The organism is Staphylococcus xylosus (assembly GCF_002732165.1).
GTDB lineage: Bacteria > Bacillota > Bacilli > Staphylococcales > Staphylococcaceae > Staphylococcus > Staphylococcus xylosus.
Map to the genome: position 1 here is coordinate 37,927 of NZ_MRZO01000004.1, position 26,638 is coordinate 64,564.

Annotated in this window: 27 protein-coding genes; 22 read left to right on the forward strand and 5 right to left on the reverse strand. The window is 33.1% G+C overall.

Annotated elements, in window-relative coordinates; translation table 11 throughout:
• Positions 1–94 precede the first annotated feature (94 nt).
• The 8 genes from BTM19_RS07080 to BTM19_RS07115 all read left to right on the forward strand — a co-directional run bounded on the left by BTM19_RS07080 (position 95) and on the right by BTM19_RS07115 (position 8,437).
• Positions 95–1,438 carry a 2-hydroxycarboxylate transporter family protein gene (locus BTM19_RS07080; protein WP_029377840.1) on the forward strand — a complete coding sequence of 448 codons (1,344 nt, stop codon included), beginning with the start codon at positions 95–97 and terminating at the stop codon, positions 1,436–1,438.
• A gap of 68 nt (positions 1,439–1,506) precedes the next feature.
• Entirely contained in the window at positions 1,507–2,682 is a 1,176-nt protein-coding gene (locus tag BTM19_RS07085) for an NAD(P)-dependent malic enzyme (protein ID WP_029377839.1), read from the forward strand.
• A gap of 300 nt (positions 2,683–2,982) precedes the next feature.
• Positions 2,983–4,350 carry an AMP-binding protein gene (locus BTM19_RS07090; protein WP_037557084.1) on the forward strand — a complete coding sequence of 456 codons (1,368 nt, stop codon included), beginning with the start codon at positions 2,983–2,985 and terminating at the stop codon, positions 4,348–4,350.
• A complete protein-coding gene (locus tag BTM19_RS07095; protein WP_029377837.1) occupies positions 4,350–5,492 on the forward strand; it encodes a thiolase family protein in 1,143 nt (380 codons plus the stop codon). Before BTM19_RS07090 ends, BTM19_RS07095 begins: the two co-directional genes overlap by 1 nt.
• A complete protein-coding gene (locus BTM19_RS07100) occupies positions 5,464–5,826 on the forward strand; it encodes a hypothetical protein (protein WP_029377836.1) in 363 nt (120 codons plus the stop codon). The genes BTM19_RS07095 and BTM19_RS07100 overlap by 29 nt, the downstream gene beginning before the upstream one ends.
• Position 5,827: 1 nt before the next feature.
• Positions 5,828–6,091, forward strand: coding sequence for a hypothetical protein (locus BTM19_RS07105; protein WP_038678061.1), 264 nt, complete (start codon positions 5,828–5,830; stop codon positions 6,089–6,091).
• Positions 6,092–6,282: 191 nt separating this feature from the next.
• Positions 6,283–7,695 (forward strand): MFS transporter, encoded by a 1,413-nt coding sequence (locus tag BTM19_RS07110; RefSeq protein ID WP_029377834.1) that lies wholly within the window; start codon positions 6,283–6,285, stop codon positions 7,693–7,695.
• A gap of 295 nt (positions 7,696–7,990) precedes the next feature.
• Positions 7,991–8,437, forward strand: a complete 447-nt coding sequence (locus BTM19_RS07115; protein ID WP_029377833.1) for an ASCH domain-containing protein — start codon at positions 7,991–7,993, stop codon at positions 8,435–8,437.
• 256 nt (positions 8,438–8,693) lie between these two features.
• On the opposite strand, the gene vraX is transcribed toward BTM19_RS07115, so the two are convergent.
• Both vraX and thiD read right to left on the reverse strand, forming a co-directional pair.
• Positions 8,694–8,864 (reverse strand): C1q-binding complement inhibitor VraX, encoded by a 171-nt coding sequence (vraX, locus tag BTM19_RS12955; RefSeq protein ID WP_017723548.1) that lies wholly within the window; start codon positions 8,862–8,864, stop codon positions 8,694–8,696.
• 275 nt (positions 8,865–9,139) lie between these two features.
• Positions 9,140–9,970 carry a bifunctional hydroxymethylpyrimidine kinase/phosphomethylpyrimidine kinase gene (gene thiD / locus BTM19_RS07125; RefSeq protein WP_029377832.1) on the reverse strand — a complete coding sequence of 277 codons (831 nt, stop codon included), beginning with the start codon at positions 9,968–9,970 and terminating at the stop codon, positions 9,140–9,142.
• A gap of 615 nt (positions 9,971–10,585) precedes the next feature.
• Here thiD and BTM19_RS07130 point away from each other — a divergent pair.
• The 4 genes from BTM19_RS07130 to BTM19_RS07145 all read left to right on the forward strand — a co-directional run bounded on the left by BTM19_RS07130 (position 10,586) and on the right by BTM19_RS07145 (position 13,551).
• Positions 10,586–11,242 carry a uracil-DNA glycosylase gene (locus BTM19_RS07130; protein WP_029377831.1) on the forward strand — a complete coding sequence of 219 codons (657 nt, stop codon included), beginning with the start codon at positions 10,586–10,588 and terminating at the stop codon, positions 11,240–11,242.
• A 3-nt stretch (positions 11,243–11,245) separates the two neighbouring features.
• Positions 11,246–11,611 carry a DUF5327 family protein gene (locus BTM19_RS07135; RefSeq protein ID WP_029377830.1) on the forward strand — a complete coding sequence of 122 codons (366 nt, stop codon included), beginning with the start codon at positions 11,246–11,248 and terminating at the stop codon, positions 11,609–11,611.
• A 26-nt stretch (positions 11,612–11,637) separates the two neighbouring features.
• Entirely contained in the window at positions 11,638–12,000 is a 363-nt protein-coding gene (locus BTM19_RS07140) for a DUF423 domain-containing protein (protein WP_037557128.1), read from the forward strand.
• A gap of 63 nt (positions 12,001–12,063) precedes the next feature.
• Positions 12,064–13,551 carry an APC family permease gene (locus BTM19_RS07145; RefSeq protein ID WP_029377828.1) on the forward strand — a complete coding sequence of 496 codons (1,488 nt, stop codon included), beginning with the start codon at positions 12,064–12,066 and terminating at the stop codon, positions 13,549–13,551.
• A 113-nt stretch (positions 13,552–13,664) separates the two neighbouring features.
• Here the strand turns inward: BTM19_RS07145 and BTM19_RS07150 are convergent, their stop codons facing one another.
• The 3 genes from BTM19_RS07150 to hemQ form a co-directional block, all read right to left on the reverse strand.
• Positions 13,665–14,117, reverse strand: a complete 453-nt coding sequence (locus BTM19_RS07150; protein ID WP_029377827.1) for a threonine/serine exporter family protein — start codon at positions 14,115–14,117, stop codon at positions 13,665–13,667.
• Positions 14,118–14,128: 11 nt separating this feature from the next.
• Positions 14,129–14,899 (reverse strand): threonine/serine exporter family protein, encoded by a 771-nt coding sequence (locus BTM19_RS07155; protein ID WP_172606479.1) that lies wholly within the window; start codon positions 14,897–14,899, stop codon positions 14,129–14,131.
• 481 nt (positions 14,900–15,380) lie between these two features.
• Complete coding sequence (gene hemQ, locus BTM19_RS07160) at positions 15,381–16,130, reverse strand: hydrogen peroxide-dependent heme synthase (protein WP_058625492.1); 750 nt, start codon at positions 16,128–16,130, stop codon at positions 15,381–15,383.
• Between the two features lie 172 nt (positions 16,131–16,302).
• Between hemQ and pta the strand changes: the two genes are divergently transcribed.
• The 10 genes from pta to BTM19_RS07210 all read left to right on the forward strand — a co-directional run bounded on the left by pta (position 16,303) and on the right by BTM19_RS07210 (position 26,497).
• Positions 16,303–17,289 carry a phosphate acetyltransferase gene (pta, locus tag BTM19_RS07165; RefSeq protein ID WP_042363215.1) on the forward strand — a complete coding sequence of 329 codons (987 nt, stop codon included), beginning with the start codon at positions 16,303–16,305 and terminating at the stop codon, positions 17,287–17,289.
• Complete coding sequence (locus BTM19_RS07170; RefSeq protein ID WP_029377823.1) at positions 17,289–18,125, forward strand: lipoate--protein ligase family protein; 837 nt, start codon at positions 17,289–17,291, stop codon at positions 18,123–18,125. Before pta ends, BTM19_RS07170 begins: the two co-directional genes overlap by 1 nt.
• A gap of 617 nt (positions 18,126–18,742) precedes the next feature.
• On the forward strand, positions 18,743–19,666 hold the full coding sequence (gene mvk / locus BTM19_RS07175) for a mevalonate kinase (RefSeq protein ID WP_029377822.1): 924 nt from the start codon (positions 18,743–18,745) through the stop codon (positions 19,664–19,666).
• 5 nt (positions 19,667–19,671) lie between these two features.
• The gene (mvaD, locus tag BTM19_RS07180) at positions 19,672–20,655 is read left to right on the forward strand and encodes a diphosphomevalonate decarboxylase (RefSeq protein WP_029377821.1); all 984 of its coding nucleotides are present in this window, start codon (positions 19,672–19,674) and stop codon (positions 20,653–20,655) included.
• Between the two features lie 12 nt (positions 20,656–20,667).
• Entirely contained in the window at positions 20,668–21,744 is a 1,077-nt protein-coding gene (locus BTM19_RS07185) for a phosphomevalonate kinase (protein WP_029377820.1), read from the forward strand.
• Between the two features lie 250 nt (positions 21,745–21,994).
• Positions 21,995–22,336 carry a YuzB family protein gene (locus BTM19_RS07190; RefSeq protein ID WP_029377819.1) on the forward strand — a complete coding sequence of 114 codons (342 nt, stop codon included), beginning with the start codon at positions 21,995–21,997 and terminating at the stop codon, positions 22,334–22,336.
• 415 nt (positions 22,337–22,751) lie between these two features.
• Complete coding sequence (locus BTM19_RS07195) at positions 22,752–23,687, forward strand: aldo/keto reductase (RefSeq protein WP_038678066.1); 936 nt, start codon at positions 22,752–22,754, stop codon at positions 23,685–23,687.
• Between the two features lie 262 nt (positions 23,688–23,949).
• Positions 23,950–24,489 (forward strand): flavodoxin family protein, encoded by a 540-nt coding sequence (locus BTM19_RS07200; RefSeq protein WP_029377817.1) that lies wholly within the window; start codon positions 23,950–23,952, stop codon positions 24,487–24,489.
• Between the two features lie 195 nt (positions 24,490–24,684).
• Positions 24,685–25,164 carry a GNAT family N-acetyltransferase gene (locus BTM19_RS07205; RefSeq protein WP_029377816.1) on the forward strand — a complete coding sequence of 160 codons (480 nt, stop codon included), beginning with the start codon at positions 24,685–24,687 and terminating at the stop codon, positions 25,162–25,164.
• Between the two features lie 28 nt (positions 25,165–25,192).
• Positions 25,193–26,497 carry an HD domain-containing protein gene (locus tag BTM19_RS07210; protein ID WP_172606473.1) on the forward strand — a complete coding sequence of 435 codons (1,305 nt, stop codon included), beginning with the start codon at positions 25,193–25,195 and terminating at the stop codon, positions 26,495–26,497.
• Positions 26,498–26,638: the final 141 nt, after the last annotated feature.

A 26,638-nucleotide genomic window follows, 5' to 3' on the forward strand; every position in this document is an offset into this window, starting at 1 on the left:
TTTAATTACAAAAAGATTTAAAAATTTACATAATCTATCATTCCTACTTGTTTAGCAATATTATGAGAATATTCATTATTTAAGGGGGATGTCAATGATATCGAAAAGTGAAATGAAAGCGCTTACTATAGATGGGGTAGAAAAAGATGACCGAATATGGTCGAAATTAACGCATATGAAGGTAGGGGTTATACCTTTACCTTTATATATAACATTAGCAGTAATCATATTTCTTGCTTCAGTTTACAATGCGTTACCTGCTGATATGATCGGTGGTTTTGCAATTATTATGATTTTAGGGGTATTGTTTGGTGATTTAGGAATGAAAATTCCAATTTTAAAAGATATAGGTGGTCCTGCAATTTTAGCTTTATTAATACCATCTACTTTAGTCTTTTTAGGTGTGTTTAATACATCTTCAATGAACGCCGTCACAACATTAATGAAAACATCAAACTTCTTATATTTTTATATTTCATGTCTCGTTGTCGGTAGTATTTTAGGAATGAAGAGTAAAGTTTTAATACAGGGATTTACTCGTATGTTTATTCCGTTAATTGTAGGTACATTAACAGCGGTCATTGTTGGATTACTTGTAGGTATGTTGTTTGGTTATGAAATTAAGCATACATTATTTTATATTATTGTACCTATTATAGGGGGAGGAATTGGAGAAGGTATTTTACCTTTATCAATAGCATATTCATCAATTTTAGGGGAATCTGCTGAATCCTTTGTTGCACAAATGATACCAGCAGCCGTTATCGGTAATATTATTGCAGTAGTGACAGCTGGATTAATGATGAGACTAGGTGAAAAGAAAAAGTCATTATCTGGTAATGGGACATTGGTAAAGACATCTGATGATAAAGAGATGGTAGCTGATACAAACGACGATAATAAGAAAGTAGATTTTTCACTTATGGGAGCGGGATTATTAATAGCCTGTACATTCTTTATTTTTGGTGATCTTGCACACAAATTTATTGGTATTCCAGGACCCGTTATTATGATTTTGTTGGCTACATTGATTAAATGTTTACAATTAATGCCTAATAAAATGGAACAAGGTGCACACCAACTATACAAATTTATATCAACAAGTTTGACTTGGCCGCTTATGGTTGGTCTAGGCATGTTGTATATACCTTTGGAGGAAGTAGTTAAGATTGTTTCACCTGCATATATTGTGATTTGTGCATCAGTTGTTATAACGATGATTAGTTCAGGATTTTTTGTCGGCAAATTGATGAAAATGTATCCAGTTGACGCTGCAATTGTTACAGGATGTCATAGTGGCTTGGGTGGTACAGGTGACGTTGCAATTTTATCAGCATCAAAACGCATGTCATTAATGCCCTTTGCACAAGTAGCAACAAGATTAGGTGGCGTATCAACAGTAATAGCTGCCACATTCTTAATGAAATTATTGAGCTAGTGAGCATACAGTCAAAGCTATTTATAAATAAAAGACGAAATAACAATTAATTAAGGGAGTAGAAATACATGACTATAAAAAACTATAAAGCTGAATCTATAGAACTTCATAAAAAACATGCAGGGAAATTAGAAATTAATAGTAAAGTAGATGTGAATACACAAGAAGATTTAAGTACGGTATACACGCCAGGTGTTTCCGAAGTTTGTAATGTGATTGCTGAAGATGAAGAAAAGGTAAATACATTGACGTCTAGAGGTAATATGATTGGCATTGTTTCAGATGGAACAGCGGTTTTAGGATTAGGTGATATTGGACCTAAAGCTGCGATACCAGTCATGGAAGGTAAGAGTATATTATTCAAAAAATTTGCGGACTTAGATGCATTTCCGATTTGTTTGGATACTAAAGATACTGAAGAAATTATTCATATTATAAAAGCACTGCAACCTAATTTTGCAGGAATAAATCTAGAAGATATTGCAGCACCTCGTTGTTTTGAAATTGAAAAAAGATTAAAAGAAGAATTAGATATCCCTGTTTTTCATGACGATCAACATGGAACAGCTATTGTTGTACTTGCTGCATTAATTAATGCATTAAAAGTTGTAGAGAAAGAAAATTATGAAGTACAAATAGTGATTAATGGTGCAGGATCAGCAGGTATTGCAATTGCGCAATTATTATTAAGTGCTGGATATAAAGATATCGTGTTATTAAGTATTGAAGGGGTAGTTTGTCAAGGTGAGACATGGATGAATGATGCACAAAAAGCCATTGCTGAAGTGACTAATTTAACGCAAAAACGCGGTGATTTAGATGATGTGATTCAAGAGGCAGATGTGTTCATAGGCGTTTCAGCACCTAATGTTTTAAATGAAAGTCACGTTAAATCAATGAGTGATCAGCCAATTATCTTTGCATTAGCCAATCCTACACCTGAAATCTTTCCAGAGGAAGCCATTGCTGCAGGTGCGGCTGTTGTAGGAACTGGACGTTCAGATTATCCAAATCAAATTAATAATTTATTAGCGTTCCCAGGTATCTTTAGAGGCATTTTAAATGCGCGTAAGCAGAATATTACGACTGAAATGAAAGTAGCTGCTGCACAGGGTATTGCGAATGTTATTCCTGAAAGTGAATTAAGTAAAGACTATGTAATACCACATGCATTAAATTCAGAAGTGGTAACAACGGTAGCCAATGCAGTTGAAAAATCAGCTTTGGAAGCAGTCCATAAATAAATTGATTTTAAAACTATCAAAACTTCCAATATTAAAAATTCTATTTCTTACAAATGTTGTTTAAAGTATTCTAAATCATATAATAAATGAAGTCGGTATGAGTCGAGGATAGTATTTCTGTCCTGAAATCATATCGACTTTTTTATTTAAAATGGAAATATTATTATCGTAGAAATCGTAATAATAAAAAATACAAGTAGTTGAAAAAGAAAAAAAGTGTATAGCTATACTGAATAATAGGAAATCTCTACAATAAATGTTAACATAATTAATATTATAGTTAACAATAAGGTGATGAAAATGCAATTATTAAAAAATATTGAATGGTATGCGCAATATCAACCGTATGATGGTGCACTTCAATTTGATGCAGAAATTATAAGTTATAAAATGTTGCAAGAACGTATAGTAGAGGTTGTAGAACAATTGCATGATATTCCTGAAAATCAATGTGTTGCGCTTACGATGAACAACCCGATGTCTACAGTATTGTATTATTTGGCTTTAATCAAAAAAGGTTGCATACCTTGTGTTATGGATTTTCGATGGACTCATGAGCAAGTAAATAAACTAATAGAAAAATACGATATTGCATATCTTATAAATAATGATTTAACAGTCATATTATTTGAACAAGTAGAACAAAATACTACAGAAATAGAAAATATATTACATATTGGTTTTACTTCTGGAACGACAGGTCTGCCTAAAGCATATTATAGAAATGAGTTGTCATGGTTATATTCATATGAAGAAACTGAAAAATTAATGGAAACTGAAATTGATACAATGATTGCGCCAGGACCACTATCACACTCGTTATCTTTATTTGTGTGCGTCTTTGCTTTGTATAGTGGTCGGAAATTTATTGGGCAGCAACAATTTAATGCACAAGTATTAATGGATATATTGAAGACAGACAAAGCAATAAAGCATTGCGTTTTGTTTGTAGTCCCTACAATGTTAGATACTTGTGTTGCTTGGAATAGTACTATGCAACAAATTAGATATATTTTTACCACTGGAGATAAATTGCAACATAGTTTAAGGGAGAGTGTAGCAATACATTTTCCTAATGCTATATTAATAGAGTTCTTTGGAACTTCGGAGGCAAGTTTTATTAGTTATAACTATAATAATGATGCGCCTAGTCATTCTGTAGGCAAACTGTTCCCTAATGTTACAATCAATCTCGACCAAATTGATGAACATGGTATTGGTAAATTAAAAGTTAAGAGTAACATGCTCTTTAGTGGATATATTGGGGATCCACTTCCAAATGGTTACTGGATAGAAATTGGTGATTTTGCATCATTAGATTCAGAAGGCTATTTATATTTACATGGACGCCAACATGATCGAATGATTATTGGAGGTCGAAATGTTTATCCAAGTGAAATAGAATATTTTGCTCAAAATTTTAAAGAATTCAATGAAGTATTAGTCATTAGTGAGCCTCATTCAAAATTTGGCGAAATCGCTGTATTGCTTTATACAGGTGAGTGCCAAGTGAAGTATCGTGAGTTTAAATATTTTTTAACTCACTATTTGGCTCGTTATCAGATGCCATCAAAGTTAGTAAAAGTAAGTGAAATGCATTATACACAAAGTGGTAAAATTGCACGCAAATATATGAAAAGTCTTTATTTAAAGGGTGAATTAAAATAATGAATGAAGCGGTTATAGTCGCAGCGAAACGAACACCATTTGGTAAATATGGTGGAAAATTAAAGCATTTAGAACCAGAAGCATTATTAAAACCGTTATTTGAGCATTTTAATGCACAATATGTAGACATAATGACAGAAATTGATGATGTGATTTTAGGTAATGTAATAGGAAACGGTGGCAATATTGCTAGGAAAGCTTTGTTAGAAGCTGGATTGAACCAAAATATTACTGGACTAACATTAGATAGGCAATGTGGTTCTGGGTTAGAAGCAGTGATACACGCATGTCGAATGGTTCAAGCAGGCGCGGGATCTATATATATAGCTGGTGGCGTTGAAAGTACAAGTAGAGCGCCATGGAAGATTAAAAGGCCACAATCCGTATATGACACACAGTTACCTGAATTTTTTGAACGTGCTTCTTTTGCACCAGATAACCAAGATCCATCGATGATACAAGCTGCAGAGAATGTAGCGCAAAGATATAATATATCAAGAAATGATCAGGATGCATTTGCATTAGAAAGTCATAGAAAGACGATTATGGCTTATAAACAAAAGCAACTTAATCAGGAAATTGTTTCGTTAGAAGTGAAGGGGGAAATTTTTAACAGAGACGAAAGTATTAAAGAAAGAATGGATGAACGCACATTAAATCGCTTGAAACCATTGTTAACTGAAGGCACAGTCACTGCAGGAAATTGTTGTATGAAGAACGATGGCGCAGTATTATTATTAGTTATGAATAAAGCAATGGCTGAAGCTTATGGTATACAACAGGGTTTAACTTTTAAAGATGGTATTACAGTGGGAGTTGATCCTACGTTACTTGGAATTGGACCAGTTCCTGCAGTAAACACATTACTTAAGAGAAATAAACATACAATAGATGAATTAGACGCTATAGAATTAAACGAAGCATTTGCATCTCAAGTATTAGCAAGTCAAAGAGAGTTAGGTATATCACTAAATAAGTTGAATATATATGGTGGGGCAATTGCTTCAGGGCATCCATATGGTGCAAGTGGTGCGGCATTAGTTACACGCTTGTTTTATATGAAGGATTACTATAGAACTATTGCAACTATGGGGATTGGAGGTGGCATGGGAAATGCGGCATTATTTGAACGATGGTCATGAAGTTAGAGAAGTTATATTTAGTGATAAGGAAGTGGATGTTTACAACCAACTATTTGGTGATCAGTTAACTAACTCAGTCCCGCCACTTATGTGCGCAAAGCTATGGCCAGAGTTCACTTTGTTTCAAGAATTTACAGAAAATGAAATTTTACTAAAAGAAACCGAGGTTACTCAAATACGACCTCTCAGTGTAAATGAATATTATTTAGCACATATGTATATTGTTGGGTGTAAGAAAGTACGTCAATATATGAAGTATATAGTCAAATTAGAAATTAATAAAAATAAATATAAATGTATATCTATTACACAAACTTTTTTGGAGTGTATTTAAAATGTTTGAGTTAAATTTAAAGCAAGTAAGTGAATATTTAACATTGATTAATGATTATAATCCAGTGCATAAGCAAATTGTTCCTGGTCAAATGGTAGTTCAAATAGCGCTTACAAAAGCAAAAGTGAATTGGTCAGCTTACAAAGTAAAGTATGTTGAATCTATTGAAATATCAGAAGTTATTAAAGTTAAAATTGAAAAACCTAATAAATTAATTATTTTAAATGAAAATGACAAAATAAAAATAAATATAACAAAAAAATGAGTTTCCATATTTACTTAATGGAAACTCATTTTTTATTTTGTTATAAGTTTTATATGCACAAAAAATAAAAGGGTAATATGCATTTTTTGCATAAAAATGAGCGATTTAGTGATGGAAAGGTTGAGGTCAGTTTGACAATATTCATTAACTACGTATAATTGTATAACATGTTAAAGGGAGTGGACATATTCATGGATTATGAAAAGGATTTTGATAAAAGTAGTATAAATAAGGTTGATCCCAAAACTGCTAAAAAAACTGTGTTTGCCACAGGTATCGGAAACGCAATGGAATGGTTTGACTTTGGTTTGTATTCTTATTTAGCAGTGATACTCGGACAAAACTTCTTCAGTTCGGTAGAAAATGATCAACTCAAAACAATATTTACGTTTGCAACATTTGCAATCGCGTTCTTACTTAGACCAGTCGGTGGTATTATCTTCGGTATGATTGGAGATAAATACGGTAGAAAAGTAGTATTAACAACAACCATCATTATGATGGCATTCTCTACATTACTCATTGGTATTTTGCCTACATATGACCAAATTGGCGTTTGGGCCCCTATACTGCTCTTGTTAGGTAGAGTGTTACAAGGATTTTCAACAGGTGGAGAATATGCAGGTGCAATGGTATATATAGCAGAATCTTCGCCAGATAGAAAACGAAATACACTTGGTTCTGGACTAGAAATTGGTACATTATCAGGTTATATTGCTGCATCAGTATTAAGTGGATTATTATTCTTCTTCTTAAATGATGATCAAATGGCTTCGTGGGGTTGGAGAATTCCATTTATCTTAGGCTTATTCTTAGGTATCTTTGGTTTTTATTTAAGAAGAAAACTAGAAGAATCTCCAGTATACGAAAATGAACTTGCAGATAAACCGAAAAGAGATAATATTGGTTTCTTAACTATTATTAGATATTATTATAAAGATATTATTGTATGTTTTGTTGCAGTTGCGTTCTTTAACTGTACAAATTATATGGTAACTTCATATATGCCGTCATATTTACAACAAATTATTAAATTAGATAGTACAACAGTATCTGTTTTAATTACAGTTGTTATGGCAGTAATGATTCCATTAGCATTAATGTTTGGTCGACTTGCCGATAGAATTGGTGAGAAAAATGTATTTTTAATTGGATTGGTTGGTACTGCAGTGTTTAGTATTGCTGCTTTTTCACTTTTCCAAACAACGTCAATTATTTTCATTATCGTTGGTATCTTTATCTTAGGTTTCTTCTTATCGACATATGAAGGGACTATGCCAGGTTCATTACCAACTATGTTCTATACACATATTAGATATAGAACTTTAGCTGTAACGTTTAATGTATCAGTATCTTTATTTGGTGGTACGACGCCATTAATTGCGTCTTCACTTGTAGCGAAAACAGGTGACCCTTTATCTCCGGCTTATTATTTAACAGCCGTGAGTATTGTAGGTATTATCATTATTTCGTTATTACATGTAAGTACAGCAGGCAAATCACTTAAAGGTTCATATCCTAATGTCGAAAGTAACGAAGAATATGAGTACTATAAAGATAATCCTGATAAAGCATTATGGTGGACGAAAGATAAACACGTATAATTAAAAGTTTCAAATATAATTAAAAAGGGACAAAAATCAATTTTTATAAAATGATTTTTGTCCTTTTCTATGAGCAATGATGAGGAATGAAATAGTTTTTGATGAAAGAAACACTCGAATTAATGCTCATGTGCAAGCATCACATTTCAATAAACAGATTGAAAAGATTAATACTACTTATGTTCATTCTAGTCATCAATTGTCTATTATGATTAAACAGTTCCAGACATTCAATGTCCAGGACTGTTTTTTTATGTTATCTTAAGGAGAATTGAGAAAATTTAGGAGGATGAATATGGCTGTTACAGTTGAACAGTATTGGAGAAAGTTTATTGAAGCATTTCCAGAATATAAAGGAATTAAATTTGAAGCATGGTCTTTTGGTGTTGATGAAGATGAATTAGCTAAATTAGTAAAACAAGGTGACAAAACTGCTACGACAAGTGGTTATGAAGCCTATAAAGTGGAAGATGAACCACTACCTCAAGTAGGAGAAGTTAGTGTTATCTTAAATGAAAAGGGACATCCCCAATGTGTAATTCAAACAACACGAGTTTATCAAACTCCTTTTAATGAAGTAACAGAGCATCATGCCTACTTAGAAGGCGAAGGGGACAAGTCGTTAGCATATTGGCGTAAAGCACATATTGATTTCTTTAAGCCCTATTATGAGTCATTAGGATTGACGTTTAACGAATCTATTATCGTTGTTTGTGAAGAATTTAAATTGCTATATGTATAAAAATAGTGGTACATCAGTTAGAACTGCTTCGAGGTTGCTCTCCAAGCAAACAAAGGGGACAATCTTTGTCTAACTATGTACCACTTAGGGTGAGTGTTTATAGGGTTGTGTGTTCAAAGTGTGTATAAGGGGACAACTTATACATGCTTTGCTTTTTTAACTTCATATTTCTTAAAGGGGAGTTAATTGTATAGCTTAAATTCTGAATTCTTCATATTGCATTTTCTGCATAGTCTTCGATGTATAGAAAATGTGCTTAATAACTTAACTTCATGTTATCAACATCATTTTCAAGTAGAGAGAGTAACTTATATAATTCATTCATGTTGAAATTTTCATCGAATTTAACAGAAATTGTTTTGAAAGTCTTGGTGATAATTTCATATATTGGGTTACCATTTTCAAAAGCTTGTTTGTAGATAATCATGTTGTGATGCCCTCCTTTATCTCTCTACACTTATTATATTAATAGAAAAACAAAGTAAATACATGAGTCTACAGTATCAACTTTTTGTCAGACTATTGTCGTATATTATTTGAATATTTAAATAATAGCGCGTATTTGTCTCGGCTTTATAGGTTGTTTGAAATTTGTATTATATAATTGATCATTATTCATTTTTCAAAACCTTCCATAATATACAAAGAAAACACACCTCATTATTAGTATTCTTTTAAGGTGTGTTTCTGTCTCTTATTTAATTAAACTTCTGTAACTTCTACATCTATGTGTTCAACGCGATTAAATGCACCGTGATCAACTGGACCAACGAAGTCATTCATTTTCCAACCATTTTTTATTGCTGAAGCAACAAATGCTTTTGCAGCGATAACAGCATCTTTAGGTGATTTGCCATTTGCTAAGTATGCAGTAGTAGCGGCAGCAAATGTACAACCAGCACCATGATTATAACTTTGTTGGAACATATCTGTTGTTAATTGATAAAACTGTTTGCCATCAAAGTAAAGGTCGTATGATTTATCTTGGTCTAATGCTTTACCACCTTTAATAATAACGTGTTTTGCACCTTGTTGGTGAATGATTTTTGCAGCTTTTTTCATATCATCTATTGATTTTAAAGTACCTAAATTGGCAAGCTGACCAGCTTCAAATAAGTTTGGTGTTACGACAGTAGCTTTTGGTAATAAATGTTCTACCATTGCATCCGTGTTACCAGGGTTTAGTACTTCGTTTTCGCCTTTACATACCATTACTGGATCTACAACAAAGTAGTCCGCGCCAGATTCAACAAATGCTTCACCGGCACGTTTGATAATTTCTTGTGTACCTAACATACCTGTTTTTACTGCATCAGGACCGATTGAAATTGCTGTTTCTAATTGTTTTTCAAATACATCAAATGGAATTGGTGACACATCATGTGACCATGTTTTTTCATCCATTGTTACGATTGAAGTTAGGGCTACAATGCCGTATGTGTTTAATTCTTGAAAGGTTTTTAAATCAGCTTGCATGCCCGCTCCAGCGCTAGTATCTGAACCGGCAATCGTTAATGTTTTTTTTAATGCCATTTAATTTCACTCCTAAATATCTTTTGCACTTATCATACCATGTTTAACGTGTATTCTAAATAATGAGGTGTTGTTGAATAAGGCTTTGAGAAGGTTGCAAAGGTTTTAATAGTATTTATATTAGTAAAAGTCATTAAATTAATAAACGAAGTAAGCACTTGAGCATAGGCTCATGTGTAAGAACCACTCATTTTGCTAAAGCAAAAAAGTGTTTAGCATCTCGTTACCGAGATAGATGAGAGAGGATCACTTGAGCATAGGCTCATGTGTAAGAACCACTCATTTTGCTAAAGCAAAAAAGTGTTTAGCATCTCGTTACCGAGATAGATGAGAGAGGATCACCTGAGCATAGGCTCATGTGTAAGAACCACTCATTTTGCAAAAGCAAAAAAGTGTTTAGCATCTCGTTACCGAGATAGATGAGAGAGGATCACCTGAGCATAGGCTCATGTGTAAGAACCACTAATTTTGCTAAAGCAAAAAAGTGTTTAATATCTCGTTACCGAGATAGATGAGAGAGGATCACCTGAGCATAGGCTCATGTGTAAGAACCACTAATTTTGCTAAAGCAAAAAAGTGGTTCTTTATGTTACTATATGAATGAGGTGAGACGATATGGAATGGTCGGATGTTTTTCATGATATAACTACGCGACATGACTTTACTGCTATGCATGATTTTTTAGAAAAAGAATATACTACTGAAGTGGTGTATCCAGATAAGGAAAATATTTATCAGGCGTTTGACTTAACTCCTTTTGAACAAGTGAAAGTGGTTATATTAGGCCAAGATCCTTATCATGGACCAAATCAAGCACATGGATTAGCCTTTTCAGTACAACCAGATGCTAAGTTTCCTCCTTCTTTGCGAAATATGTATAAAGAACTTGAAGATGATATCGGTTGTGTAAGACAATCTCCACATTTACAGGATTGGGCGCGTGAGGGTGTCTTATTGTTAAATACTGTTTTGACGGTTCGCCAAGGGGAAGCGCATTCTCATAAAAATATTGGTTGGGAAGTCTTTACTGATGAAGTGATAAAAGCGGTATCTGAACAATTGAAAAATGTCGTGTTTATTTTATGGGGGAAACCCGCGCAACAGAAAATTAAGTTGATAGACACTACGAAACACCATATTATTCAGTCTCCACATCCGAGTCCGTTGTCAGCATATCGTGGGTTCTTTGGATCAAAACCGTATTCTCTGACAAATAAATATTTACAAGCAAATGGCATTCAACCAGTGAATTGGTGTGAGAGTGAGGATTAATACATGGAAAAAGAAAAGATTATTCAATTGATTGAACAGGAGCTAGTCCAAGCGGACGAAGCTCAAAGTAATACTGATTTTGAAAAGCATATATATGCGATTCATACATTAACATCATTAGTTACTGAAACTCGTTCTAATAAACAACGATATAGTGACAATAGTTTTAATGTATCATCTTCTTTTAAATCATCAACAGTACAACAGGGAAATACTAAATCGAATATTTCTGAAAATGAAATCAGAGCGATGGGTGGAAAAGTTCCAAATAGTTCCAATCAGAATGTAACGACCGACACAGGATTAAATTCTAATAAATTGGTTACTGATGATGAAATAGGAAATGGCGACTCAATCTTTGATTTTTAAATAATGGAAGGATGGAAATTAACATGATGAAAGTGTTTATTATTTTAGGCGCACTTAATGCAATGATGGCAGTAGGTACAGGTGCTTTTGGTGCACATGGATTAGAAAATAAGCTATCAGAAAAATACTTGTCAATTTGGGAAAAGGCGACAACTTATCAGATGTATCATGGTCTAGGATTATTAGCGATAGGTATCATTAGTGGTACTACATCGATGAATGTCAATTGGGCAGGTTGGTTACTATTCTTTGGTATTATATTTTTCAGTGGTTCATTATATATTTTAGCTTTAACTCAAATTCGCATATTAGGCGCGGTTACACCAATTGGCGGTGTGCTATTTATTGCTGGCTGGCTAATGTTAGTTATAGCAACGATTAAATTATAAATTTATAATTGTTATAGAATTCATCTTATGGGTATAATACACTCCATGAGGTGAATTTTATTTATGAGTCAAAATGAAAAACAGATAGATAGAGGAGATTTAAAACAGAATTTATCTGAGAAGTTTGTATGGGCAATCGCCTATGGATCGTGTATCGGTTGGGGGGCATTCATATTACCTGGTGACTGGATAGGTCAATCAGGCCCAATTTCTGCTGCGATAGGTATTGTAATCGGTGCATTACTAATGATACTCATTGCGGTAAGTTACGGTGCATTAGTAGAACGTTTTCCTGTTTCGGGCGGAGCCTTTGCATTTAGCTTTTTAGGATTTGGGAGATACGTGAGTTTCTTCTCATCCTGGTTCTTAACATTTGGGTATATTTGTGTGGTTGCATTAAATGCCACAGCATTTAGTTTATTAATTAAATTTTTACTACCTGATATTTTAGAAACTGGTAAATTATATACGATAGCAGGATGGGATGTGTATATCACTGAAATTCTGATTGCTTCATTATTATTAATTGTCTTTATGTTTATAGCAATTAAAGGTGCAAGTGTTTCAGGGTCTCTACAATACTATTTCTGTGTAGCAATGGTTATTACAATAATATTATTATTTTTTGGTTCTTTTTTTGGTAATAACTTTTCTTTTGAAAATTTACAACCATTAACTAATGAAAGTAAGGGATGGTTTACTTCCATCATAATGATTGTGGCAATTGCTCCATGGGCTTATGTTGGATTTGATAATATACCACAGACAGCTGAAGAATTTGATTTTTCGCCTAATAAAACATTCAAACTTATTGTATATAGTTTATTAGCTGCTGCATTTACCTATGTATTGATGATATTATACACTAGTTGGTTAAGCACTTCAGCGACGAGTTTAAATGGAAACTTATGGTTAACAGGTGCTGTAACACAAGAAGCCTTTGGCTATATTGGTTTAGCAGTGTTAGCAATTGCTATTATTATGGGGATTTTCACTGGATTAAATGGCTTCTTAATGAGCTCAAGTCGCTTGTTATTCTCTATGGGCCGTTCAGGTATTATGCCATCAGTATTTAGTAAATTGCATAATAGATATAAAACACCCTATATTGCAATTATCTTCTTAGTTGCGATTACGTTAATTGCACCGTGGTTAGGTCGTACGGCATTGACTTGGATTGTCGATATGTCGTCAACAGGAGTATCTATTGCATACTTTATTACTTGTCTGTCAGCTGCTAGGTTATTTAGTTTTAATAAATCTAGCAATACGTACAGTCCTGTTTATAAAATATTAGCAATCTTAGGCTCAATCGTATCATTTATTTTCTTATTATTATTATTAGTTCCTGGTTCACCAGCGTCATTATCTGGACCTTCATATATTGCTTTAGGTGGTTGGTTAGTGATTGGTTTAATCTTCTTTATAGTTCGCTATCCAAAACTGAAGCGTATGGACAACGATAAATTAAGTAGATTGATTTTAAATCGTTCAGAAGATGATGTGGTAGATCTAATAAATGAACATAAGTCAGAAAAAGCGAATCAATAGTTATTACTTCTCGTAAAAATATGTAGTTAGCATGTAATAGTAAAAATTTAATTATATAAAAAGAAGGACAGTATACCATGTACTGTCCTTCTTTTATGTGTCTATTGTAGTGATCATACACGTTTTTTACGTATTTTTGCTCCGGAAACGATTAGTTTAGCTATTTGATCAGCAAAGAGCAGCCCTAAAGCTATTGCACCAGCTATAAGTGTGACTTCTAACATTGTATTTATAGCTTTACTGAACTCTAACAGTACCAGATTCTTAGTTGCATCAAAAGCTAGCCCTCCTGGAACTAATGGAATTATCCCTGGAATCATAAAGATAATAACGGGTTCTTTTTTAACGCGAGCCATGATATGACTTAAACAGCCTAAAGCAAGGCTTCCAAAGAAACTAGAGTAAATCGTGTGAGCAGATAAGCCATCATAAAATAAAATATAAACCATCCAACCACAAGATCCAACAAGTCCGACAATGTTATATAGACGTTTAGGAACATCAAATATTACACCGAAAAAGAGGGAAGCGGTATAGCTAAATATAAAATTTAATATCCAAAACATAGACATAACTCCTAAAAAATAATTAGTATTGTGCTAACGCCAGCTCCGATACCAAAAGCTGTGACAAGCGCTTCTAATGATTTAGTGGTAAACATCAACATATGTCCACCGAACAAATCTTGAATGGCATTTGTGATTAATACACCAGGTACAATCGGCATAACTGCGGCAATTATAATAGTGGCGATAGAACCACCTGGAATGAGATGATGTCCTATAATTGTAGTTAAGCCAATTACTAACGCCCCCATAAATTCAGGAATAAATTGAGCGTGCAATTTTTGATGTAATAATTCTACTACGATATAGCCTAAAGACCCAGCTACTAAAGCGGTAAAAACATCTATTAAATAACCACCTTGTAAATATAAAAAGCTGATTGAAATAATTGCGGCAGCTATAAATTTGTAAAAAAGATAATGGTTTTGAATGCTTTGTTCATTGTATATTTTTTGTAATTCTTGAAATGCGTCTTCTAAAGAGATGTCTCCAAGTGCCAGTCGCCTAGAAATGCCATTTGTTCTTGAAATGCGAAGTAGGTTTGTGTCTCGTGTTTTAATTCTAAAAATCCTTGGATAAGATTCATTATGTAGCATAAAATTGATGACAGTATTCGTAACAAAACTATTGCTCTCTTTATAGCCTAGAGTAAAAGCCATCCTTGTCATCGTATCCTCTACGCGTGAACCTTCTGCGCCTGATTCTAATAGAATTCTTCCTGCGAGCATAATAACATCTTTTGCCATTTTTTCATCATAGCTCTCGATTGTTTGATTATAAATTGTCATTTTAATCACCAAATAAAAATGTATTTAACCAACACTATTGAACCGTACTCATAGCGTGGGAATAAGTTATTGAATTAATAATTTTTATTGTAACACTTTATTATTACATTTTGTTATAAGAATCGCTCTGAACTTGTTATATAAGGGGAGTTATGTATTTTGCACAATCTTTCTAATGCGCTTATGTTTCAAATGTTTCAAATAGGTTAAAATAGTATTAGTTAACTGTTACAGACATATATTGAGTAGCGACAATATAAACAGTTAATATTTAAATTAAGTAGTGACTAAAGTTCTCCCAAACACACTACAATAAATTGAGCACTGGGGCATAACCCTTGTCTCAAAATTAAAAGACCTCGTCATTAGTTAATCTAGTGACGAGATCTTTTTTAATCATAATGTGTATTTATTAAAATGAGTTAGTAGCATTTACGCAAATTAGTTCTCATTCTGTTCTTCTTATTTCATATATTTACAATGAAAAAAGGTCTTGTAAACTTTCTTTCTTAACAATGTGTCCTACATAGAAACTACCGAACTCACCATAGCGTGCTGTCGTTTCATCAAATCTCATTTCAGAGACGATTTTTTTGAATTGTAATGGATCATCTGCAAATAAGGTTACACCCCATTCAAAGTCATCGAATCCCATTGAGCCAGTAATAAATTGTTTGATTTTTCCAGCGTATTGACGACCGATTTTGCCGTGTGCATACATAAGCTCTTGGCGTTCTTCAAGTGGTAACATGTACCAGTTGTATGTTTCGTTACGACGTTTATCCATTGGATAGAAACAGATATATTCAGAATGTGGTAATTCAGGGAATAATCTTGGTTTAATATGAGGATTTTCGTAAGGATCTTCATCAGATTTTCCTGCAAGATAATTTCCTAATTCAATAATAGAAACATATGAATATGTTGGGATTAAGAAATCAGTGATTTTTAATTTGTTAAATTCATTTTCAAAGGCATTTAAGTCTTTCATTTCTGGACGTAATGCCCATAAAAGAATATCTGCTTTTTGACCTGTTATATTATAAAATGCATGGTCACCAGTATTATTTGCGCGTGCTGATTCATGTTTGTCTAAAAACGATTGTAACTCTTGTACGAGATTTTGACGTTCTTCATTCGGCACTAAACGTAGGCTTGACCAATCAATCGCATATAATAAATGTAAACTGTACCATCCATCTAATGTTTCTGGTGCTTGTGGCATTTAAATCTCTCCTTTTATGAAAATTTCTATGTCTTCACTACAAAATTTTACCATAAAGGAAGTGTTAAAACATAAGTAAATGATTACAAATTGGTGACATGGAATTCTAAGAAAAAATAACGTATAATGGTATTCGTAAAATAAAAAGAATTGAAATTTTGAGGAGGCCCTTATGTCTTTATTAGATGTATTACAAGAAAAACTTTCAGGAAAAAACGTGAAAATAGTCTTACCTGAAGGGGAAGATGAACGAGTACTAACAGCGGCAACACAATTACAAGGGACAGACTATGTGACACCTGTAGTATTAGGTAATGAAGCAAATGTTAAAGCTTTAGCTAATGACAAAGGTTTAGATATTGCTAATTTAGAAATCATTGATCCAGAAACAAGTGAATTAAAGCAAGAATTAGTAACTGCTTTTGTTGAACGTCGTAAAGGTAAAGCAACAGAAGAACAAGCACAAGAAATGTTGAAAAATGTTAACTATTTCGGAACAATGCTTGTTTATACTGGTAAAGCAGAAGGACTTGTTAGTGGTGCTGCTCATTCTACTGGAGATACTGTGCGCCCAGCATTACAAATTATCAAAACAAAACCTGGTGTATCTAAAACTTCAGGAATCTTCTTTATGATTAAAGACGACCAGCAATATATTTTTGGTGATTGTGCAATTAACCCTACACTTGAAGCACAAGATTTAGCTGAAATTGCAGTTGAAAGTGCTAAATCTGCTAAAAGTTTCGGAATGTCACCACGCGTTGCAATGTTAAGTTTCTCAACAAAAGGGTCTGCTAAATCAGATGATGTTGAGAAAGTCTCAAACGCTGTAGACATGGCTCAAGAGAAAATTAAAGCTGACAATATTGAAGACGTTGTTGTTGATGGTGAATTCCAATTTGACGCAGCAATTGTACCAGAAGTTGCGAAGAAAAAAGCGCCAGACGCTAAAATTCAAGGCGATGCAAATGTATTCGTATTCCCAAGTTTAGAAGCTGGAAATATAGGCTATAAAATTGCTCAACGTCTTGGTGGATTTGATGCAGTCGGTCCAGTATTACAAGGTCTTAATTCACCAGTAAATGATTTATCACGTGGTTGTTCAATAGAAGACGTATATAATCTGTCAATCATTACTGCTGCGCAGTCATTACAATAATGGATTTAGCAAGCAAATATTTTAATGCCGCTGATTGGCGTTATATAGATCATTCTTCAGGTTTGGCGCCTATGCAATCATTTGCATTTGATGATACTTTTTCTGAAAGTGTAGGAAAAGATTTATCATGTAGTGTTGTTCGTACATGGGTACATCAACACACTGTAATACTAGGTATTCATGATTCAAGGTTACCTTATTTGCAAGATGGTATACGTTATCTTACAGAAGAGCGTGGTTATAATGCGATTGTTAGAAACTCGGGTGGACTAGGTGTGGTCTTAGATCAAGGTGTGCTAAATATATCATTAATTTTTAAAGGGAAACATGATATAACAATTGATGAAGCTTTTTCTGTAATGTATTTATTAATTGCTAAAATGTTTGAAGATGAAGATGTTGAAATAGCGACACATGAAATCACAAGGTCATACTGCCCAGGTAAATTTGACTTGAGTATTAATGGTAAAAAGTTTGCCGGTATTTCACAAAGACGTGTTCGTGGTGGTATTGCTGTTCAAATTTACCTTTGTGTAGAAGGCGACGGCAGTGAAAGAGCTGAGATGATGCAGTCATTTTATGAACGTGCATTAAAAGGTGAAGAAACTAAGTTTACTTACCCCAATATTGAACCATCTTGTATGGCATCTTTAGAAACGCTATTAAATAAGAAGATAACAGTCCAAGATGTGATGTTCCAATTGTTGTATGCAATCAAAGATTTAGGTGGGCGCTTGAACATGGAGCCAATCACTGATGAAGAGTGGCAATTATATGAAGGTTATTTTGAAAAAATGATAGAGCGTAATGCTAAAATCAATCAAACAATGAATTAGATTAGAGTGAGGCTAGTATGGGTACTTAAAGGTTAAGTATGCATACTAGTCTTTTTTTATTTTGTTAAATTAAATAAGATTTATAGCAATAGATTTTTAAATCTGTTGAATTATAGAAATGAAATAAGTAATATAGTGAAAGTATGGTTAAAAAACAAATAATTAATAAATTTGGCTATTTTCAATGTAAGTTTTTGAATATATGGCCTAGGCGTTTTATAATGAGTAAGTATGAAGATGAATTAGCATCTGGTATTAATTTTTGTGATGATCATTTATAGGTCTTTATGATAATGAGGACAGGTTTAGTTTATAGAATTTGATAAACTATGACCAGAGTCGTATGGCATTATATAGAATTTGTGAGATAATATAAAATGATGTTTGCAAAAATAATGAAAATGTTTAATGCTAATGAATTTTATCTGAATTTAAAAAATCGCATACTTAAATACGACTTCTTTTTCATTATTAATAAAATGAAAACAAAAGATTTCCTTGGAAATATAATTTAAGTGATGAATGCATTTTTATGGGATAAAAGAATAGAAGCCTGAACTGTACAAATAAGTACATATAAATACAATTTAAAGAAAATACTAAAGGTGATTGAAAATATGGCACAACAAGGATACGGGGAAGCGAATGGTAAGGTAATATTAATTGGTGAACATGCTGTAACATTTGGTGAACCAGCAATTGCAATTCCATTCACGACTGGTAAAGTAAAAGCAAAAATTGAATCTTTGAAGGAAACAAGCGTTTCTTTTATCAAAAGTGAAGTATTTGAAGGTGAATTAAGTAAGGCACCTGAACATTTGAAAGCAGTAATTACAAGATTTATTGAAAAATATAGTATTAAAACGCCTATAAAAGTGTCGATTGATACAAACTTACCACCTTCTAGAGGATTAGGTTCTAGTGCTGCTATGGCAGTGGCTTTTGTGCGTGCAAGCTTTGATTATCTTAAAAAACCGTTATCCGATGCACTATTAATTGAGGAAGCGAATTGGGCTGAGCGTATTGCGCACGGTAAACCAAGCGGTATTGATACACAAACTATTGTTTCCAATAAGCCTGTGTGGTTTCAACAAGGACAAGTACAAACTTTAAAGCCATTAGATTTAAACGGCTATATGGTTGTTATCGATACAGGCGTTCGTGGTTCTACGAAACAAGCAGTAGAAGATGTACATAATTTATGTAAAGAAGATCATAAATATCTGCAAAATGTAAAGCATATTGGTAAACTTGTACATGAAGCAAGTGAGTCAATTGAACACCATGATTTCAAACAATTAGCCTCTGTATTTAATTTATGTCAGGAGAATTTGAGAACATTAACTGTAAGTCATGAGAAGATTGAAGAAATACTAGAAAAAAGTAAGCAACAAGGTGCTATTGCTGGTAAGTTAACTGGTGGTGGTAGAGGTGGTAGTATGATTGTACTAGCAACTGATTTAGAAATAGCAGAGAACATCGCTAAATGTGCAACAGATTTAGGTGCACATCATACGTGGATTGAATACTTAGGAGGGTAATGAGGTTGGTCAATAGTGGTAAAGCACGTGCGCATACAAACATTGCACTGATTAAATATTGGGGGAAGGCTGATGAAACTTATATTATTCCGATGAATAATAGCCTTTCTGTAACATTAGATCGTTTTTATACTGAAACAAAAGTTACTTTTGATGAGAGTTATACTAAAGATACGCTTATTTTAAATGGTGAAGTAGTTGAAGAAAACGAAGCCATTAAGATAAGTAAATTTATGGATATCGTCAGAGAAATAGGTGGTACATCTGCACATGCATATATTGAAAGTGACAATTATGTACCAACTGCTGCAGGGCTAGCTTCCTCAGCAAGTGCGTATGCCGCATTAGCAGCTGCGTGTGACAAGGCTTTAAATCTTGGATTAACGGGTAAAGCATTATCTAGGTTAGCTCGTAGAGGTTCTGGATCAGCATCAAGAAGTATCTACGGTGGCTTTGTAGAATGGGAAAAAGGTCATGATGATGAAACATCATACAGTTTTCCTGTTGAAGCAGACAATTGGGAAAATGACTTAGCAATGATATTTGTAGTAATCAATAATAAATCTAAAAAAGTATCTAGTCGTGCTGGTATGTCACATACACGCGATACATCTCGATTTTATCAATATTGGTTGGATCATGTAGATGAAGATATATCAGCAGTTAAACATGCGATAAATCAAAAAGACTTTAAGCAACTAGGTGAAGTTATAGAGGCAAATGGTTTACGTATGCATGCAACGAACTTAGGGGCACAACCACCATTTACATATATGGTAGATGATAGTTATCTTGTAATGGATATCGTACATCAATGTCGTGAAGCGGGTTATCCTTGTTACTTTACAATGGATGCTGGTCCTAATGTGAAAATTTTAGTTGAAAAGAAAAATCAACAAGCAGTAATAGATGCCTTACATAAATCATTTGACGAAGCACAAATCATTGCGAGTGATATTATAGGCACAGGCGTTGAAATTATTGAGTAAGGAAGAGATAAAATGATTCAAGTCAAAGCACCAGGTAAGCTATATATTGCAGGTGAATATGCTGTTACTGAACCTGGATATAAATCTGTATTAATTGCAGTAGATCGATTTGTAACAGCTACTATTGAAGATTCTAGTGCTTCTCAAGGCACAATACATTCAAAAACATTACACCATGAACCTGTGACTTTCCAAAGACGTGAAGATAGAATCGTTGTTTCAGATGTACATGCTGCTAAACAATTGAAGTATGTCATTACTGCGATTGAAGTATTTGAGCAGTATGTTCGCAGTAACAATATTAGTTTAAAGCATTTTAATTTAACGATAGATAGTAATCTGGACGATGCTAATGGTCATAAGTATGGGTTAGGATCTAGTGCAGCTGTGCTCGTTTCAGTTGTAAAAGTATTAAATGAATTTTATGAGACACATTTATCCAATCTCTATATTTATAAATTAGCCGTGATTGCTAATATGAAATTACAAAGTTTAAGTTCTTGTGGAGACATTGCTGTAAGTATTTATACAGGATGGCTAGCATATAGTACATTTGATCATGAGTGGGTTTCACAACAAATAGAGGACACTTCGGTCAATGAAGTATTAAATAAAAACTGGCCAGGCCTACATATTGAACCGTTGCAGCCTCCTGAAAATATGGAAGTGCTAATTGGTTGGACAGGCTCTCCTGCGTCATCACATCATCTTGTTAGTGAAGTTAAACGCTTAAAATCAGACCCTACATTTTACGGGAAATTCTTAGAGCGTTCACATTTATGTGTAGAAAAACTGATTCATGCCTTCAAAACAAATCACATTAAAGGCGTACAGCAAATGATTCGTACAAACCGTGAAATCATTCAATCGATGGATAAAGAGGCAACGATTGATATTGAGACAGCGCATTTAAAAGTTTTATGTTCTATAGCCGAAAAATACGGCGGTGCCGCTAAAACATCAGGCGCAGGCGGTGGTGATTGTGGTATTACAATTATCGACAATAAAGTGAAGAAAAAATTAATTTATCAAGAATGGTTAGATAATGAAGTGAAACCACTTGAATTTAATATTTATCATGGTCAATAAATAATGAATATTAGAGCGAATGCAGTATTTTAATCCGAATAAGAGGATTAAAGTGCTGTTTTTTTAAAGCATGAAATTAAGAACTTGAAATTTTTATTAAAAAGGGTAAAATAATTAGAGTTGTAGATGGAAAGTGACATAGAATAAAAATGTTGCATGAGATATATGTAATCTTAAATGAGATAAAATTAATGCTATTATAAATTATTTGGATATGTGGAAGTCAATGATAAGGAAGGTGAGGGTATAGTTGCAAAATAAATTTCTGATTTGTGATGATTGCCAAGCTGTAAATTGCAAAACTTTAGAAAAAAAGTTGACTAAATTAGACCCTGACGCTGAAATTGAAATCGGTTGTCAGTCATATTGTGGCCCAGGCCGACGTAAAACGTTTGCTTTTGTTAATAATCGTCCGTTAGCGGCACTCTCAGAAGATGAGCTCATGGAAAAAGTAGTAAAACAACTACAAAAACCAAGAGATCCTGAAGAAGAAGAACGTTTGAGAAAACGTAATGAAGAGCGTAAACGTCGTAAAGAAGAGCAAGATAGAAAGCTTAAAGAGAAATTAGCGAAACGGAAAAGTACGCAATAAGTTACACGAGTTTATCAAGTAATTACATAAAACGGATTTAGCATATTAAAAAATAAAGAGTAAAAGGAATACCCTAAAAGTTAGAATTAAACTTCTGGCTTTAGGGTGTTTTTATGGATAAATTTTAAAAATTATTTAAACCATAATTATTATTTGAGATGACTTGATATTAATGAATTACCAAATTAAGTTGTTTAATAAGCAAATTTATTTAATTTCACAATGATATCGTGCTAAATTTGAAATAGATTAAATTATCATATTTCTCATTATTAAAATTGTTTAAAATGGGTAAAGAAGAATGTGAATCATTATTCTCATTATTTAAAATAGTAACTGATTATAAATGACAAATCTAAGTAACAAGCGTACTAATAAAGTGAATTTTAAAATTTTTGCGAAGGAGTTGGTAATATTGACTAAAAAAGTACAAATTGGAAAATCAGATGTTAAAGTAAATCCAATAGCTTTTGGAGCTAATGCTGTAGGTGGGCATAATTTATATAATGACCTGGATGAAGAACAAGGTATGGAAACAGTACGTACTGCAATTAGAAATGGCATAACATTGATTGATACAGCGTTTATCTATGGGCCAAAGCGTTCTGAAGAATTAATAGGAGAAACTATAAAAGAATTCACACGTGAAGAGTATGCTATTGCTACAAAAGGCGCGCATTATTTTGATGATGATAACAATGTTAAAATGTCAAATGATCCTGCATTTTTAAAGGATCAAGTTGAACAAAGTTTAAAACGCCTGCAATTAGATTATATAGATGTTTATTATATACATTTCCCAGATGATAACACGCCGAAGGATGAAGCGGTTGCTGCTTTAAAAGAACTTAAAGATGAAGGTAAAATTAAAGCGATTGGTGTGTCTAATTTTAATTTAGAGCAACTAAAAGAAGCTAATAAAGATGGCTATGTAGATGTTGTACAAATGGAATATAATTTACTAAACCGTGAAAATGAACATATTTTTAATTACACAAGCGAAAATAATATTACATTTATTCCGTATTTCCCACTAGTTTCAGGTTTATTAGCTGGAAAATATAATGAAAACACAACGTTTAATGATCTTCGTGCAAAAAATCCTGAATTTCAAGGAGAAAGATATAAAGAGAACTTAGCTAAAGTTGATCAATTACGTGGTATTGCTGATAATCATAGAGTAGATGTAGCACACATTGTATTGGCATTCTATTTAACTAGACCTTCTTTAGATATTGTTATACCTGGTGCAAAACGCCCAAACCAAGTAGTTGATAATTTAACGACATTAGATGTGAAATTGACTGAAGACGAAATTAATAAAATAGAAGAATTATTTCCTGTGAAATAATAAATACAATAAGACAAGCTAGAATTTAGTTTGTCTTATTTTTATATTTATAACTTTATTTCTAAAAATATACATTTATAATATAGGTTAAGGTTCTGATTTTGAGCAAATAATTTAATTTTTCAATCTATTTTCATTAAACTGTTTATAAACTAGACTTTTTAGTGTAGGATTATTAATTAAGTTTAGAACAAATATGAAATTGTATATTTATAATTTTTCATGTGATGTATTTTTAAATTAGTAGTAGAAGGAGATTATTATGATTACAGTGTTATTCGGGGGCAGTCGACCAGATGGAAATACTGCATATTTAACTAAGATGGCCGTAGCTGGGTATGACTACGAATGGATAGACTTAACAGAACATCAATTAAATCCTGTGAGAGACGTAAGACACGATAATACCACTATAGAATCATACGAAGATGATTACAAAACAATTATAGATAAAGTGTTAGCAAGTGATACAGTTATTATTGCTTCACCGATATATTGGTATAGCTTATCAGCATCAATGAAAGCGTTCATTGATCATTGGTCTGAAACGTTGATGGATCCAAGATATAAAGACTTTAAAGCAAAAATGGCAGAAAAGGATTTTAGATTGATTATTGTGGGTGGAGATTGCCCTAAAGTCAAAGCTAAACCTTGTATTACACAAGTTAAATATAGTTTGGAATTTTTAGGCGCGAGCTTATCAGGCTATATTATAGGTACAGCAGAAAGACCTGGAGATATAGAAAAAGATGTATACGCATTAACACGTGCCCAAGAGTGGCAACAGACATTACAGCATTAATAAATATATAATCAATAGTTTAAGCCCGGGACATAATTACGTGTCTCGGACTTTTTAATCACATAAGCAATAGATGAGCGAAATGAAAATGCGCTTATAACAAACTATTTGTATCAAGCTAGATAAAGTATTTTGAATACAAATATTATGTTATAATGTAGCTATTATTACCTATCTAAATAGGGGGAGAGCGTCATGCAAGAAATTAGAAGAGCAACACCCGATGATGTTGTAGGCATCAGAGATGTAGCAACGAAAGCTTGGTATAACACTTATTTGAATATTTACGCAGCTAAAACGGTCAATGAGCTATTAGCTGCTTCATATAATGGTCAACACTTACTTAAACGATTAGAAGATCAATTATTCTTGGTCGTAGAAGAAGATAATGAGATTATTGGTTTTGCAACATTCATATATGGCGCGGAATTATTTTTATCTGCACATTATGTGAGGCCATCGTGGCAACACCGTGGTTATGGTTCGAAATTGTTGACTGAAGGATTGAGTTATTTTGAAGGTGAATATGACGAAGTCTTTTTGGAAGTCGATAATAAAAATGATGAAGCAGTGTCATTTTATGAGCAAAAAGGCTTTGAAAGACTCCGTTCATACACGCATGTAATGTATGGAGAAGCAATGGATTTGGCATTAATGCGTAAAACATTAAAATAAGCTGCGCAGCATAGATATGGATAGGAGAATGACATTGACTTTTACAACATATGCTACACAAAAATTACCAGAAGAAAAAGTGTTTAAAGATCCCATTCATAGATACATTCATGTAAGAGATCAAGTAGTTTGGGATTTAATCAAGACAAAAGAGTTCCAACGTTTGAGAAGAATTAAGCAATTAGGTACATTATATCTCTCATTTCATACAGCTGAACATAGTAGATTTGGTCACTCACTTGGTGTATATGAAATCGTGCGCAGAATAATCGATGATTCATTTGATGGACGAGAGGCATGGGATAACAATGATAGACCATTAGCCTTATGTGCAGCCTTATTACATGATTTAGGGCATGGACCTTTTTCACATAGTTTTGAAAAAATATTTAATACAGATCATGAAGCTTTTACACAAGCGATAATCACTGGACCAACTGAAGTTAACGAAGTTTTAAAACGCGTGTCAGAGGATTTTCCGCAACAAGTAGCTGATGTAATTAACAAAACACATGAAAATAAATTAGTAATCTCAATGATATCTTCTCAGATTGATGCAGATAGAATGGATTATTTACAGCGTGATGCTTATTTTACAGGCGTATCTTATGGACAATTTGACATGGAACGTATATTAAGGCTGATGAGACCTTCTAAAGATGAGGTTCTTATTAAAGAGAGTGGTATGCACGCTGTTGAGAATTTTATCATGAGCCGTTATCAAATGTATTGGCAAATATACTTTCATCCGGTAAGTAGAGGTGGCGAAGTATTATTAAATAATTGCTTAAAACGAGCGAAACAATTGTATAACGAAGGTTACACATTTAAAATGTATCCGACTGATTTCATACCTTTCTTTGAAGAGACTATGACAATTGAGCAATACGTTGATTTAGATGAAGCGGTTGTATTATATTATTTAAAAGCTTGGGTTAATGAAGACGACCCTATATTGAGTGACTTATCTCGTCGTTTCATTAATCGCGATTTATTTAAATATATGCCATTTGATGGTTCTATTATAACGATTACAGAATTAACGGATTTATTTATTCAAGCAGGGATTGATCCAAACTATTATTTCGTAAGCGAGTCTTTTTCAGATTTACCATATGATTACGACAGACCAGGATCTGATAGAAAACCAATCCATCTGCTAAAAAGAAATGGTAAGACTCGTGAAATAAGTAGCCAATCGTTAGTTATCCATAGTATTACAGGCATTAATAGAGAAGATTATAAATTATATTATCCTAAAGAATTAATTTCTCAAATAGAAGATGACCAAATAAAGAATGCTATTAATAGCATTTTAGATGAGTTGAATTAGCTTTAAGTGGAGTTGTTGCATTTACTTAACATGTGATTAAGTAAGCAAATATAGCGTTAAGTATTAACAATCTAATAATTTAGCAGAAATTAAAAGTTATAATGAGATTTCAGATATACAGCTAAATTGCATATGATTTAC

Coding starts and splice junctions, on each gene's coding strand:
- BTM19_RS07110 (WP_029377834.1), top strand. CDS start 6,283: ATGGATTATGAAAAGGATTTTGATAAAAGTAGTATAAATAAGGTTGAT.
- thiD (WP_029377832.1), bottom strand. CDS start 9,970: ATGGCATTAAAAAAAACATTAACGATTGCCGGTTCAGATACTAGCGCT.
- BTM19_RS07200 (WP_029377817.1), top strand. CDS start 23,950: ATGATTACAGTGTTATTCGGGGGCAGTCGACCAGATGGAAATACTGCA.
- BTM19_RS07090 (WP_037557084.1), top strand. CDS start 2,983: ATGCAATTATTAAAAAATATTGAATGGTATGCGCAATATCAACCGTAT.
- vraX (WP_017723548.1), bottom strand. CDS start 8,864: ATGATTATCTACAAACAAGCTTTTGAAAATGGTAACCCAATATATGAA.
- hemQ (WP_058625492.1), bottom strand. CDS start 16,130: ATGCCACAAGCACCAGAAACATTAGATGGATGGTACAGTTTACATTTA.
- BTM19_RS07170 (WP_029377823.1), top strand. CDS start 17,289: ATGGATTTAGCAAGCAAATATTTTAATGCCGCTGATTGGCGTTATATA.
- BTM19_RS07080 (WP_029377840.1), top strand. CDS start 95: ATGATATCGAAAAGTGAAATGAAAGCGCTTACTATAGATGGGGTAGAA.
- BTM19_RS07115 (WP_029377833.1), top strand. CDS start 7,991: ATGGCTGTTACAGTTGAACAGTATTGGAGAAAGTTTATTGAAGCATTT.
- BTM19_RS07145 (WP_029377828.1), top strand. CDS start 12,064: ATGAGTCAAAATGAAAAACAGATAGATAGAGGAGATTTAAAACAGAAT.
- BTM19_RS07150 (WP_029377827.1), bottom strand. CDS start 14,117: ATGTTTTGGATATTAAATTTTATATTTAGCTATACCGCTTCCCTCTTT.
- BTM19_RS07085 (WP_029377839.1), top strand. CDS start 1,507: ATGACTATAAAAAACTATAAAGCTGAATCTATAGAACTTCATAAAAAA.
- BTM19_RS07105 (WP_038678061.1), top strand. CDS start 5,828: ATGTTTGAGTTAAATTTAAAGCAAGTAAGTGAATATTTAACATTGATT.
- BTM19_RS07100 (WP_029377836.1), top strand. CDS start 5,464: ATGCGGCATTATTTGAACGATGGTCATGAAGTTAGAGAAGTTATATTT.
- BTM19_RS07135 (WP_029377830.1), top strand. CDS start 11,246: ATGGAAAAAGAAAAGATTATTCAATTGATTGAACAGGAGCTAGTCCAA.
- BTM19_RS07095 (WP_029377837.1), top strand. CDS start 4,350: ATGAATGAAGCGGTTATAGTCGCAGCGAAACGAACACCATTTGGTAAA.
- BTM19_RS07185 (WP_029377820.1), top strand. CDS start 20,668: ATGATTCAAGTCAAAGCACCAGGTAAGCTATATATTGCAGGTGAATAT.
- mvk (WP_029377822.1), top strand. CDS start 18,743: ATGGCACAACAAGGATACGGGGAAGCGAATGGTAAGGTAATATTAATT.
- BTM19_RS07205 (WP_029377816.1), top strand. CDS start 24,685: ATGCAAGAAATTAGAAGAGCAACACCCGATGATGTTGTAGGCATCAGA.
- BTM19_RS07210 (WP_172606473.1), top strand. CDS start 25,193: ATGACATTGACTTTTACAACATATGCTACACAAAAATTACCAGAAGAA.
- BTM19_RS07140 (WP_037557128.1), top strand. CDS start 11,638: ATGAAAGTGTTTATTATTTTAGGCGCACTTAATGCAATGATGGCAGTA.
- BTM19_RS07130 (WP_029377831.1), top strand. CDS start 10,586: ATGGAATGGTCGGATGTTTTTCATGATATAACTACGCGACATGACTTT.
- pta (WP_042363215.1), top strand. CDS start 16,303: ATGTCTTTATTAGATGTATTACAAGAAAAACTTTCAGGAAAAAACGTG.